12 protein-coding genes are annotated in these 12,329 nt (G+C 69.4%); 6 read left to right on the forward strand and 6 right to left on the reverse strand.

Annotated elements, in window-relative coordinates:
- Positions 1 to 32 precede the first annotated feature (32 nt).
- Positions 33 to 1,370 (forward strand): MFS transporter, encoded by a 1,338-nt coding sequence (locus ACSMXX_RS02240; RefSeq protein ID WP_473182330.1) that lies wholly within the window; start codon positions 33 to 35, stop codon positions 1,368 to 1,370.
- A gap of 222 nt (positions 1,371 to 1,592) precedes the next feature.
- Complete coding sequence (locus ACSMXX_RS02245) at positions 1,593 to 1,973, forward strand: TraR/DksA family transcriptional regulator (RefSeq protein WP_473182331.1); 381 nt, start codon at positions 1,593 to 1,595, stop codon at positions 1,971 to 1,973.
- Between the two features lie 118 nt (positions 1,974 to 2,091).
- On the opposite strand, the gene ACSMXX_RS02250 is transcribed toward ACSMXX_RS02245, so the two are convergent.
- On the reverse strand, positions 2,092 to 2,484 hold the full coding sequence (locus ACSMXX_RS02250; RefSeq protein ID WP_473182332.1) for a hypothetical protein: 393 nt from the start codon (positions 2,482 to 2,484) through the stop codon (positions 2,092 to 2,094).
- A gap of 85 nt (positions 2,485 to 2,569) precedes the next feature.
- On the opposite strand from ACSMXX_RS02250, the gene ACSMXX_RS02255 reads away from it, so the two are divergent.
- Positions 2,570 to 2,890, forward strand: a complete 321-nt coding sequence (locus tag ACSMXX_RS02255; protein WP_473182333.1) for a type VII secretion target — start codon at positions 2,570 to 2,572, stop codon at positions 2,888 to 2,890.
- A gap of 15 nt (positions 2,891 to 2,905) precedes the next feature.
- The gene (locus tag ACSMXX_RS02260) at positions 2,906 to 3,643 is read left to right on the forward strand and encodes a hypothetical protein (protein ID WP_473182334.1); all 738 of its coding nucleotides are present in this window, start codon (positions 2,906 to 2,908) and stop codon (positions 3,641 to 3,643) included.
- Between the two features lie 36 nt (positions 3,644 to 3,679).
- Here the strand turns inward: ACSMXX_RS02260 and ACSMXX_RS02265 are convergent, their stop codons facing one another.
- Both ACSMXX_RS02265 and ACSMXX_RS02270 read right to left on the reverse strand, forming a co-directional pair.
- Positions 3,680 to 4,294 (reverse strand): hypothetical protein, encoded by a 615-nt coding sequence (locus tag ACSMXX_RS02265; RefSeq protein WP_473182335.1) that lies wholly within the window; start codon positions 4,292 to 4,294, stop codon positions 3,680 to 3,682.
- Between the two features lie 219 nt (positions 4,295 to 4,513).
- Positions 4,514 to 6,529, reverse strand: coding sequence for a glycoside hydrolase family 5 protein (locus tag ACSMXX_RS02270; RefSeq protein ID WP_473182336.1), 2,016 nt, complete (start codon positions 6,527 to 6,529; stop codon positions 4,514 to 4,516).
- 157 nt (positions 6,530 to 6,686) lie between these two features.
- Between ACSMXX_RS02270 and ACSMXX_RS02275 the strand changes: the two genes are divergently transcribed.
- Positions 6,687 to 7,643 (forward strand): arginase family protein, encoded by a 957-nt coding sequence (locus tag ACSMXX_RS02275; protein WP_473182337.1) that lies wholly within the window; start codon positions 6,687 to 6,689, stop codon positions 7,641 to 7,643.
- A gap of 27 nt (positions 7,644 to 7,670) precedes the next feature.
- Here the strand turns inward: ACSMXX_RS02275 and ACSMXX_RS02280 are convergent, their stop codons facing one another.
- The 3 genes from ACSMXX_RS02280 to ACSMXX_RS02290 form a co-directional block, all read right to left on the reverse strand.
- The gene (locus ACSMXX_RS02280) at positions 7,671 to 7,793 is read right to left on the reverse strand and encodes a hypothetical protein (RefSeq protein WP_473182338.1); all 123 of its coding nucleotides are present in this window, start codon (positions 7,791 to 7,793) and stop codon (positions 7,671 to 7,673) included.
- 46 nt (positions 7,794 to 7,839) lie between these two features.
- Positions 7,840 to 9,246, reverse strand: coding sequence for a sodium:solute symporter family protein (locus ACSMXX_RS02285; protein WP_473182339.1), 1,407 nt, complete (start codon positions 9,244 to 9,246; stop codon positions 7,840 to 7,842).
- Between the two features lie 322 nt (positions 9,247 to 9,568).
- Positions 9,569 to 10,765 (reverse strand): CdaR family transcriptional regulator, encoded by a 1,197-nt coding sequence (locus tag ACSMXX_RS02290; RefSeq protein WP_473182340.1) that lies wholly within the window; start codon positions 10,763 to 10,765, stop codon positions 9,569 to 9,571.
- Between the two features lie 192 nt (positions 10,766 to 10,957).
- On the opposite strand from ACSMXX_RS02290, the gene ACSMXX_RS02295 reads away from it, so the two are divergent.
- Positions 10,958 to 12,214: an NAD(P)/FAD-dependent oxidoreductase gene (locus ACSMXX_RS02295; RefSeq protein WP_473182341.1), complete on the forward strand. Its 1,257-nt coding sequence runs from the start codon at positions 10,958 to 10,960 to the stop codon at positions 12,212 to 12,214.
- Positions 12,215 to 12,329 lie beyond the last annotated feature (115 nt).

Raw genomic sequence — 12,329 nt, forward strand, 5'->3', positions numbered from 1 at the left:
ACTCCCCACCACACCAGCGTGAGGTGAACCCCATGCGTACGCGGAACCAGGCCCGGAACCAGACCCGGACCCATTACCGGTGGCTGACGCTCACTCTGATCGTCAGCCTCATCGTCATCAACTACGTCGACAGGAGCGCGATCAGCTTCGCGATCGAACCGCTCACCAAGTCGTTCGGAATCACCAAGTACGAGTACGGACTGATCAGCAGCGCCTTCTCCATCGGCTACATGGTCTTCGCGTTCCTGGCGGGCCCGCTGGTCGACCGCTACGGATCGCGGCGCGTGCTGCTGGCCGGTGTGGCCCTCTGGTCGATCGTCACCGCGGTGACCCCCGTGAGCGGCTCCTTCATGGGACTGTTCGTGGCCCGGATCATCCTCGGGGCGGGCGAGGGGCCCGGCTTCCCCGCCGCGACCCGCACGGTCAGCCGCTGGATACCGCAGAAGGAACGCGGGATCGCGCTCGCCATGGTCGGCGGCGTCGCCGTGTCCGGTTCGCTGCTGATAGGCGGGCCGGTGATGACCCAGCTCATCGCCGGAGTCGGCTGGCGCGGCATGTTCTGGGTGCTCGCCGGGATCGGCGTCCTTTGGTTCGCCGTCGCCTGGGCGCTGCTGTGGAACACACCCGAGGAGTACGGGCGGGTGTCCCGGGAGGAGCGCGATTACATCGCCGCGGGGCAGCTCGCCGAGGAACGCCCTTCGATGGACAAGGTCCGCTGGCGGCCCCTGCTGACCAACCGGAACCTGTGGATCATCTCGGTGGGCTACTTCGCGTGGGGCTTCATGTTCTGGGGCTTCATGTACTGGCTGCCGGGCTACCTGTCCGACCAGTACAACCTGAGCATCACCGACGTCGGACTGTTCTCCGTCGCGCCGTGGGCGTCCGGGGTGGTCGGCGCGATCATCGGCGGCCTGCTCACCGACCGGGTCTTCAAGCGGACGGGCAGTCCCAGGAGCCGGCTGACCATCATGGGTGTGGCGCTGCTGGGCTCCGGCGCCGCGATGATCCCGATCTTCGCGGCGCCGTCCCTGACGGTCTCGATCACCTTCATCTCGATCGGAGTTGGGATCGGGTTCGTCACAGGCGGCATCTGGTGGGTCGCCTCGATCGACGCGCTGCCTTCGCAGCCGGGCGCCGCGGCCGGGTTCGCCGACGCGGCGTTCGCCGCGTCCGGGATCGTGGCACCGTCCGTGATGGGCTTCATCGTCACTTCGACCGGCAGTTACTCCAGCGGCTTCGTCGTGATGACGGTGCTCGCCGTGATCGGCGCGGGAGCGATGCTGCTGCTGCCCGAGCGCGAAGGGCCGCGTGCGGTGCCGCCCGGGGACGGCACCGGCAGCGAGGCGGGACTGGCCGCCAAGTCGCCGTAGGCGTCCGGGTGTTCACGGCCTCGGGCGCTCACAGGCCCCCGAGGTCTGCGCGGGGTCCGGTCTGGAGGGGCAAGGACCGCAGGGATCGCCTGCCCGACGGTGCCGGGCGCCGCCCGTTGGACCACTCCCGGATCCCTCTGACCGGCGGACGGCGCGGACCAGGACGGTACGGGCGGAGTGGTCCGCCCGCCCGTACCGTTGTCTGCCGTATGGAGGACCTACATGGCCGACCCAGCCGGAATCCCGGAAGAGCAGCGCCGGGCCGCAGCCGAACGGATCGACGCCGCACGGGCCGGCAGTGAGCGTCTCATCGCGTCTCTGACGCGCCTGTGGGACGGGGTCGTCGAAGCGTCCGCCATGACCAACATCGATGACGAGCACGACCCCGAGGGCGCCACGGTCGCCTTCGAACGGGCCCAGCTGCGTGACGCGCTGAAGCAGGCACGCGCGGACCTGGACGACCTCGACCGCGCCGCCGAGCGCGTACGTACCGGTGACTACTGGGTCTGCGAGCGGTGCGGCGGCCCCGTCCCGACGGCCCGCCTCGATGCCCGGCCGACCGCGAGCACCTGCGTCGCCTGCGCGGAGAAGGCCGGCGGTTGAGATGTGCGAACCAGTCGCTGCTTACGGCAGCCGACCGTAATCGGGCTCGGTCGGCCGTCCGGACCGTGAAGTGTACGAGCAGAGGAACGAGCGGTGCCGAACCGCAAATCCCGTCAGCTCACAGCTGCCATCCGCGGCCACTGTGCTTGCTGGAACCGGAGTCTCCCGCCCCACCCGTGCCGCCTCGCCGTTCGTCGTCCATCTCCCGCTGCATACGGTCGAGTTGAAGCTGGCCCTCCTCTGCGGCCTGGCTGCGCTCCTCTTCGGACATCGACTTGTAGGCCCGCAGACCTTCCTGAACGGGCTGGCGCATCGCCTCGCCGTATGCGGGGACGTTCGCAGCCTCCCGCAACCCGAGCCGTCCCGAGAGGACTTCGCGAGCCATTTCCCGCAGCGCCGGATCCCCACCACGGGCGGCGATGGTCTCGAGCGACTTGCGCAGCTGGCGCGCTCGCGCCGGGTCCCGGGTCATCTCGGTGAACTGCTGCTCGACGGCTTCGCGTTCGTTCATCGGTGCACACAACTCACTTGTGAAGGCTGCTTGGATGTCAGCTACGGTATCCAACACCAGTGGAGGCGTGGCAGAGGGGGACTGAGTGACATTCGGCGTCGAGCCGGAGGACCTTCGGAGCTTCGGCAAGCAGGTAGGACGGGCTGCCGAGGACGTGGAGGAAGCCAAGAGGTACTCCAACAAGTACGGCGAGGCCGTGGTCGACAAAGGTCAAGAGGGCCTTATTTTGCACATGGTAGGCCTGCATCCGAAAGCTGTGGAAAAGGTTGAAGAGACCATGGAGCGGGTGCGTAAGCTGCTTGATTCCAGTTCCAAGGAACTGAAGCGCTCTGCGGACAACTACGAAAAGACCGACAAAAACGAGGCCGCCAGACAGGACGCCACCTACCCGGCCTCCAAGCGCTGATCGGGGGATCGCGACATGTCCTTCACCGACTCGATCGAACCTACGTCGCACCTCAAGCCGCCAACGCTCAAAGAGCCCGAGAAGGGGCCAATCAGCGACTCGATCTCGGCAGTGAGTGACCTGCTCAGCCCGTCCTCGTGGGCCGCCTTGGCAATTGAGACCGCCATCGACAAAGACCCGTTCAAGGAGGCCTCAAAATGGCTCGCCGGTGACTGGGAGGGCTACGCCAAGTGCGCCGACGCATGGGGCAACATCGGCAAGCTGACTTCCGGCGTCGCCCAGAACCTGGACAGCGGCAACGGCACCCTCGACAACACCTGGAACGGCCACGCCGCTGACGCCGCGTTCGTCTACTTCGAGCAACTCGCCGACAAGATCGACGGACTCCAGGACGACCTGGATTCCCTCAAGCAGCACTATGACGAGCTGTATGCCGCAGTCTGGTCCGCCGCCGACCTCATCGGAGGCCTGCTCAAGCAACTCATTGACGAGGCCATCATCGCCGGAGTCGCCTTGGCCGCTGGCACGATCCTCGCAGAGACAGGTGTCGGACTTATTGCTGGCTACGCGGTGGCAACCCTAGAGATCGTCCAGATGATCAAGACGTGGGGCCGCATCACTGAGGCGTATAGCGCCGCAGAACGGGCCGTGCTGATCTCGACAACGGCGGCAGGGGCCATCACTGGCGGTCTCGGGGCAGCGCTCCAAGACTTCCCCGAAGTGGGGGGTTCGTACGACCATCCGGCGGTCTGAGTCTGAGGGGTGATGTGCTCAAGGGGCTCGTAGTGCTCAACTGGCCATGGCGGACGTGAAGTACGAGATCAGCATGCCCGCCAAGCCAGCCCACAGCACCAGATTACGCACGCGCCCTGCCGTTGATCCCTTGACACCGAACGTCACCATCGCCAGTACGCGCATGCGGTTGTCACCGCCCCCGAACCAGCGCGGCTGAATGCCAGTTGCCAGGAACGGCACCCCGAGAGCAGAGAAGGCAACCCCGCTGCTGATCACCAAGGCGCCCTGGGCCTGACCTTTCCCGCCGGACAGCTTGTACGTCGCACCGTCCTCGTGCACCGCCAGCTTCTCCCCCTCCGAGACAGAGGCAGCTCCGCCACCCCGGTACTCCGCATCCTCCACGGGGGCGCCGCCACCGTCGGGCCGGAACGTACCGGAGCAACGCGGCTCATCAAACGCCTTGCCGCTCTGATCCTGCTCCCAGCAGCGCTCCACGGTCAGTTGGCCCTGAACTCCCTGAACACCCGAGGCAGTCAGCACCATACTGACGCCGCTCGCACAGATCGCCAACGCAAACAGCAGTAGCACAGCGCCGAACAGCCGCCCTCCCAGACCCTGTTCAGGCAACTGGGTCGGATCCCCGAGTACCGTCTCCCTGAGTTCCGTCATGGTTCCCTCACCTCCGTCTAGACCCGCGACCACCGGCATCCTCGCACACGCATGGCCACGGTCCAGAAGTTGCCAACATCCCCCGGTGGCCACTGCATTAGTCTCCAGCAGATGCAGGCGTGAATGTTCACAGCCGAGCGCCGGGGCTGCTGCACGACTGCGGGAGCGGCAAGCACTGTCGACACGCTAGTTACGGTCCCGCACCGACTGCGGTCCCGGTCAGTCCAGCTTCCGGCAAAGGAGCGCGTCGGGGGCCCCGGACGATCCCGCACGGCGGGTGTAGGCGATGCCCGCGGCGTACTCGTCGTCCGCGCACTGGCCCTTGTGATGGCCGTACGCGAAGTCGCCTCCCGCGGCGTCAGGCGGGCGGCTGTCGGACCGGTCGAACCACACCGTACGGCCGTCGGCCCCGAGGCTCTGCCCCGCCCCGGAGCACAGGGCCGCGGAGACGGCGGCGCCGCGCACGCTGTAGCCGGTGACGAACATGCGCGGGGGACACTGGAGTTTGGTGTATCCGGACGCCCAGTCCTCGTCCGGTTCCACGTGCCGTTCGTCGCGGACGACCTCGTGTGCGTCTCCCCCGGACTCCGTCCGGGCCGGGCCCAGGGCCGCGGGACCGCGGGCCCCCGCGTCGGTGCAGAGGCCCCGGTTGCCGGAGTGGCTGAGCCCGGCAAGCCGCTGGCCGTCCGGGCAGGCGGCCTTGCGTGCCCCGTGGTCCCAGTCGGGCAGCCCGCGCATCCGGAGGGACGCGACGAAGTCCCCGTGGTCCGGGCTCAGCATCGACCAGCGGTCCTCCCGGGCGACCTCGCCCGTACGGCCGGGCGCCTCGACCAGCCGTCGCCAGGCGTCGCCGCGCCAGTCGTCACCGTCCAGGACGCTCATCCGGCGGCCGCCGGAGTCCCACTCCAGCAGCGCCCAGCCGTTGCCCTTCCCTTTCTCGTGCCAGCCGACGAGCGGCCAGTACGCGAAGTCGGCGTCGGACTCGGCGAGGAAGTCGGTGAAGTTCCCGAACCAGGCCCGCTCCTTCGGGCCGCTCCCCTCCCGGCCCGTCCCGAACTCGCTGATCCACACGGGCGCTGTGAAATGCCGGTCCCGCTGCGCGGCGACGTAGAAGGCCTGCCGCCGGAGCACGTCATACAGCTCGGAGCGGGTGAAGTCGCGGTAGCGGGGGTCGGATGTCTCGCCGATTCCGGTGGCGCCGCTGTGGTTCGGTCCCGTGTAGCCGTAGAAGTGGGCGGAGTACACGAGCTTTCCGGAGCGTACGAGCGTGTGCGAGAGCCGCTGGACGGGTTCGAGCGTGGGCCGGCCGTGCGGGAGTCCGTCCACGGGGAGCCCGGTCCAGTTGATCCCCTCGACGATCATCAGCAGATCGGGATTCGCTTCCTGGAGAATGCGGTCCGCCAGGCGCTGTGAGGCGGCGAACCAGTCGTGCCGGTCGCCGAGGCCCCAGTTGGGGTCGTCGAGAACGGAGCGGCGCACCTCGTTGTAGAGGTCGGCGCCGACGACACGCGGGTCGTTGCGGTAGCGCCCGGCCATGAACAGCCAGTCGCTCTCCCATTCCTCCGTGCTCTGGCCGGTGTTCCAGCGTTCGTTTCCGTCGATTCCGCAGCACCAACGCGTGGTGTTGGTGTGGTTGTTGAGGATCACAGCGAGTCCGGCACCGGTGAGGGCCTCGACGGCCTCGTCGTAGACCTGAAGGGGCGTCTTGCCCTTCAGGGAGGGATTGGCGGCCACCGAGGCGTCCGCGACGGGGCGTCCGTCGTGGATCATCTCGTTGGAGAAGGGGAGACGGACGCTGTTGAGTCCGAGTTCACGGAAACCGGCGATGATCTCCGACATCGGCGCGCGGTCGAGTCCCAGCGGCATACGGTCGGACTTCTCCCCCGCGTGGTTGTCCGCCGGGTCGTCGGGCGAACCCGAACCGGTCCAAGTGCCGCTCGCCCCGTGCCAGTTGCCCGACTTCAGCTTGAACCGTTCGCCCCGGGCGTCGACGATGTAGCGGCCCCTGGTGCTCAGCGGCGGCTCCCAGTCCTCCGCGGGGGCGGCGGCAGGACGCTGCGGCAGATCCGCGGTACGTCCGGCGGCGTGGGCGGGCGGCGGCTCGGGCGCGGCACGGGCCGCAGCCTGGGGCGCGGCGAGCGGAACGCCCGCGACTCCCAGAATGGCGGCGGCGAGCGCTGTTCTGACGAAGGATCTCTTCACGAACACACGTTTCCCTGACTTGGTACGGTCCATTCGCCCGCAGCGGCTCCCGAGTGCCCGCCGCGCGCACCGTCTCCCATATGAGGACCGGCGATTCTGCGGTCCGCGCCGACCCGCCCGGGCGAGGCTGGACGTCACCGTCGTCCGGGCGGGCGCCCGCCCGGGGTGCACACAGGACTCGGGAGGACCATTGAGAATCCTCGGCGTTCCCTTCAACTCCGCGGGCCGCCCCGACGGGGTGGCACGTGCGCCGCAGGCGCTGCGCGACGCCGGGCTCATCGGCCGCCTTCAGGACCGGAATCCGGCCGGCACCTCCGCGATGGACGCCGGAGGCCAGCGCCCCGCCCGTACGGATCACGTACACGACGTGGGCGACGTGCACGTCGGCGCGCTCAGCCCCGAGCGGGACACCCGGTCGGGGCTGATCTCGCCCGGCAGCCTGGAGACGGCCACCGCCTCGGTGCGCCAGGCGGTCGCCGACGCCCTGCAGCAAGGTGAACATCCCCTCGTGCTGGGCGGCGACTGCCCCGTACTGCTGGGCTGCCTGCGCGGCGCGGCCGATGTCGCCGGAGAATTGGGCCTGTTGTTCGTCGACGGGCACGAGGACGCCTGGGCACCGGACCGCAGCACCACCGGTGAGGCCGCGGACTGCGAGCTCGGCTTCCTTCTGGGGATGCACCGCGAGAACCTCCCGCCCTCGCTGGTGCGGCTGCTGCCGACCCTCGGCCCCGAGGCCGTCGTCGCGTTGGGACCCCGCGACTCCGGGGAGCTGGCCACGCACCGCGTCCCCTCGCTGGCGGGCAGCATCGTCATGCGTACCGGGGACGAAGTCGGCGCGTCCGACGACTCCCCGGGGCTGTACGCGAGTGAGGCCGCCGACCGCGTTCTGCGGCGGGCCGGCAACTGGTGGCTGCACGTCGATCTCGACGTACTGTCCACCGAGGCCCTGCCGGCCGTCGACTACCCGCAGCCCGGCGGCCTGACGTGGCCGCAGCTTGAACTGCTGACCGCAACTGCCCTGCGAGCGCCGGGATTTGTGGGCATGACGCTGTGCATCTACAACCCGGACCTCGACCCCGGCCTCCACCACGCCGGCCGCATCGTGCAGTTCCTCGGCCGTGTGTGGGATCAGCGCGGCGACGGCTGACCCCGAAGGGAACCGGGGCCCGCCCGTTCACTCGTCCGGTTCCCTGATGACTTCCGCCACGTAGAACTTGAAACCGAGGTAGCCGGTGTACAGCGTCACCGCGATCACCAGCGCGGGGACCGCGTAGAGCAGCACCGAATAGACAGTCACTGCCTCTCCTCCTTTCAGAGCTCTCACAGGTCTTCTTGCGGGTCCGTCAGACCGCTGTGCGGGGGCGCTTGCGGTTGCCCCCGCGGTTGCGCGTCACTGCGTGCGCGGTCACGAAGGCGACCAGGTTCACCGCGGCGCCCACGACGATCGAGTCCAGCCCGGTGCTGTCCTGGAACCACACCAGCCAGATCAGCGTGGCCGCCGCCCCCGCGACGATCGCGGTCAGGGCAGCGGGCTTCGACCGGCTGCCGAAGAGCAGGGCGATGAGCAGGGGTATGACGACGGTCGGCGCCCAGAACGAGTACGCGTAGATCAGCGCGTCCACGATCGAGGGGACGACGAGGGCGAAGAGTGTCGCGAGCCCGCCGACGACCAGCGTCAGCCCGCGCTCCAGCGTCAGCTTGCGCCGCGTGCCGGTCTCTCCGCCTGTCAGCGGCTGGTAGACGTCCTTCACGAAGGCCACGGCCGCGGCGTTGAGATACGAACTCGCCGTGGACATCACCACGGCGAGCAGCGCCGCCACGACCAGTCCGACGAGTCCCGCCGGCACGAGCTTGATCACCAGCGTCGGGATGGCCTGGTCCGGTTCGATGTCCGGGTAGAGCGCGAGCGCGACGAGACCGAGCGTGGCGGCGACGAAGTAGAAGAGAAAGGCGAAGATCCCGGTGAGTGCGAATCCCCGCCGTGCGTGCTTGCCGTCCGGTGTGGAGAACGTCCGCTGTGCATACGGCGGTACGAGGGTCTCGCCCAGCAGGAATGCGACGAACAGTCCGATGAATGCCGCGGCGCTGTAGCTGCCGCCGAACGTGAGATGCGCGTCCGGGAGCGATTCGACCAGCCCGGAAGGTCCGCCGGCCTCGCCGAGCGCCAGAATCAGGGTGACGGGAATGAAGACGCCGAGGAATACGAACTGCAGCATGTCGGTCTGGATCACGGCCCAGGCGCCGCCGAAGGACGAGTAGAGCACCACGACCGCCATGCCGACCGCGATCGACGGCCCTTGTGGCAGATCCAGGGTGGCGTTGACCACCGTGCCGATCGCCAGCGCCTGCGCGCCGAGAATCCCCGCGCACAACAGGATCGACAGCACACCCGTCAGCAGACGGCCCGTCCTGCCGTAGTGCTCGTCCATGATGTCGCCGACCGTGTGCGCGCCGGCGTAGCGCTTGAGCCGCGGTGCGACGAACAGGCCCACGAGAAGAAAACTGACGGCGTATCCGAAGAAGGCGAACATGTAGACGTAGCCGTCGGAGAAGGACTTCCCGGCCATTCCCAGCGACGCTCCCCCGCCCAGGAACGAAGCCGCCAGGGAGCCGAAGAACACCGGCCAGACGATGCGGTTCCCGGCGACGGCGAAATCCTCCTCGGACTTCACCTTCCGAATGGTCTGAACTCCGATGACGACGAGGAGAACGAAATAGGCAAGGAGCATGACCCAGTCGAGGAACCCCACGGCATTCACCTTCCTCCGAGCAATAGAGGGCCAGGTAGAGGGCCATCACAGTAGGCAGTGCCGTATTCCGCGTCACTGTTCGAAGTGCCTGGTATCCATGCGCTCCGCGCCGCCTCTTTCGTACGAAGCGTCCTAGGGGGTGTCGTCAAAGTAGCGTCGTCCGCCCGCAGGGCGGGGGCCGCGGCGTCTGGGGCGTGCGATCGCAAGGCGGAGGGAGGAGAGCGCAGCGGGCTGCGCCGACGATCGACAACGCAGCGAGCGTGCGTGCCAGGCGCCGCGACCCAGACGGGACTTTGACGACACCCCCTAGGGAGGCGAGGCGTTAACGGTTGCCCAGCTGGTCGACCAGACAGGCGAGGTAGACGGCGGTCGCCTCCACCGGCTCCCGGATGTTCCTGCCCGTGAGCTTGCTGATCTTGTCCAGCCGGTAGAGCAGGGTGTTGCGGTGGATGTGCAGCCTCTTCGCCGCCTGCACCAGATTGAACCCGGATTCGTGCCAGGCCACCACGGTCGTGCGCAGCGGCGAACCGGGCGGCTCCGCCGCCAGCCCGCCGAGCCGTGCGCCGGTGAAGCGCGCACGGGCCTGCGGCCTGGTACTCGCGAGCAGTTGCTGAACGCGCAGGGCGCGGGCAGGGAAGACATCGCCGCCGGGCAGGGCCTTCGGACCGATGCGGACCGCGTCGTCCGCGTCCGCGTACGAGGCGTGCAGAGCGGGCACGTCCGAGGCGGCCTCCCCGAATCCCGCGTGGGCGGTGACCCCGTGGCGCCGGCGCAGCTCGTGGACCAGGTCGCGGCAGCGCTCCTCCAGTCCGTACGCCCACTCCTCACCCGCGGACACCCTGGACAGCACCGCGATCCGGCCGGCCCGCATCTCGGCCACCACGTCGTGCGGATCGCCGAAGATCTCGCGTGCGGTGCGCAGCGGGGAGGACGTGGTCGGGAGCATTCCGGGCGGGCCGGCGGGGGCTTCCGCTTCCTGGAGCGCCGTGACGACCAGCACCGCTGCTCTGCGCACAAGCAGATCCACGCCGAGTTCCGCGGCGCGGGCCACGATCACCCCGGGGTCGGCCGACTCGGGGTCGAAGAAGGCGACGTCCCTCAGCAGGTCCTCGCGTGCCTTCTCGCGCACCAGGCGGTAGCGCAGCAGGACCGACTCCTGAAGGAGGATCTCCGTCTGCCGCTGCACGACGAGCCCGAACTGCCTCACCCGGCGCGGCGACCCGGTGAGACCGACGGTGCCCACGGGCACGCCGTCGTGCACGATCGGCAGCGTGATGCCTGGCCGTACGCCGCGCAGCCGGCCGGCCTCCTCGGCGGAGTGCGTGCGGGCCTGCAGCGTACGGAGAACCTCGAGCGACGCCTCGTGCACCGAGCCCACCCGGGACGTGTCGCCGCTGCCGATCACCGTCCCCTCCCGGTCGGTGATGAGCACGTTCAGCCCGATGACGGCGCTCGTCTCCCCCGCGATCTCCTGCGCGAGTTCCGGGGTCAGTGCCGGTGCCCTGCCGGGATCCGCCATGGCCGCCTCCGCCCTGTCGTCGGACCAACCATACGAAGAACACCGCCCGGACCGGCAGCCTCTCGGATGCTTCGCCTGATGCTCCGCCCCGGTCCGGCTGTCTAACGTCGTCGGTGACCGGCCGCGGGACCGCGCCCGCGGACCGCGGAGCGTACCCGCGGACAGCCCGCACACCCGTACATGGGAGGCCACGTGACCGCTGCACGCAGGACCGAGTCGGTGACGGTGGCCGGCGGAGGGCTCATCGGGCTGTGCTGCGCGTACTACCTGCGGGAGGCCGGGCTGCGCGTCACCGTCGTGGAGCGCCACCGGGTCGGCAGCGGCGCCTCCCGCGGCAACGCCGGCGAGATCTGCCCCGATCTGGTCACACCGCTTCCCGCACCGGGCGTCATCGGGCCCGCGCTCCGCGGACTGCCCCGTTCCGACAGCGCTTTGTACATCCGGCCGCGCCTGAACGCCGCACTGGTCCGCTTCCTCCTCCGCTTCGGCCGGAACTCCACCCGGCGGCGGTACGCCTCGGGCGTCCGCGCGCTGTCGGGGCTGGCCGCCGGCAGCTTCCGGTTGTTCGAGGAACTGGAGGCGGCCGGAGTTCAGGCGGACCCGGTCAAGCGCGGCTTCGTCTTCGCGTACCACTCGGCGGACAGTGCCGGCCGTGCGCTGCGGAACTTCCGCGAGATCGGTGCGCCGCTCGGGTCCTCGGTCGTGCGGGGCGCCGAACTCTCCGAGCTGGAACCGGCGTTGGGGCCGAGTGCGCGGGCGGGGATCCTGGTCGAGGACCAGTGGTCCGTGGTCCCCTCGCTCTTCGTCGACCGGCTCGCCGGTGCTCTGCGGGAGCGCGGAGTCGAGATCGTGGAGGGCACGCAGGTGACGTCGGTCGAAGAGGCCGGCGGCCGCACCCGCGTACGTACGCAGGAAGGCGACTTCGTCAGTGACACCGCTGTGGTCGCCGCCGGGATCTGGTCCCGTGAACTGTGCCGTGGCCTGGGCGCCGACGTCGGTCTCTTCCCCGGCAAGGGCTACAGCTTCTCCGTCGACGCGGACCCGATGCCGCAGCGCGTCGTCCATCTCGGCGACGCACGAGTGGTGTTCACGCCGATGGGCGGGCGGCTGCGGGTCGCCGGGACCATGGAGTTCGACAGCGACGCCGAGGCCTTCCATCCGCGGCGGATCTCGGCGATCGTCGCCGCCGCACGCGGCTATCTGAAGTCGGCGGCATGGTCCGCACGGCAGGACGAATGGGTCGGCGCCCGGGTCATGACCCCCGACGGACTGCCCGCCATCGGTCTCGTCCCCGGAAAGTCCCGTGTCTATCTCGCTTCAGGGCACAACATGCTGGGCCTGATGCTCGGTCCGGCCACGGGTCGCATGGTCGCCGATCTCATCACGGACCGTCCCGATCCGGCGGTCAGCGGGCTCCTCTCCCCCAGCCGGCAGGCAGTACGGGCGTAACCCCGCGGCGGCGCCCGGCTGCGGGAGGCCGCGGGCGGGCCACGGTTGTCCGTGCGGCCGCCGGGCTCCCGGCTGGCCGACCGGCGGCCCGGCAACCGGTGGGCGGCCCGGCAGT

It is taken from the genome of Streptomyces sp. DSM 116795, assembly GCF_055792905.1.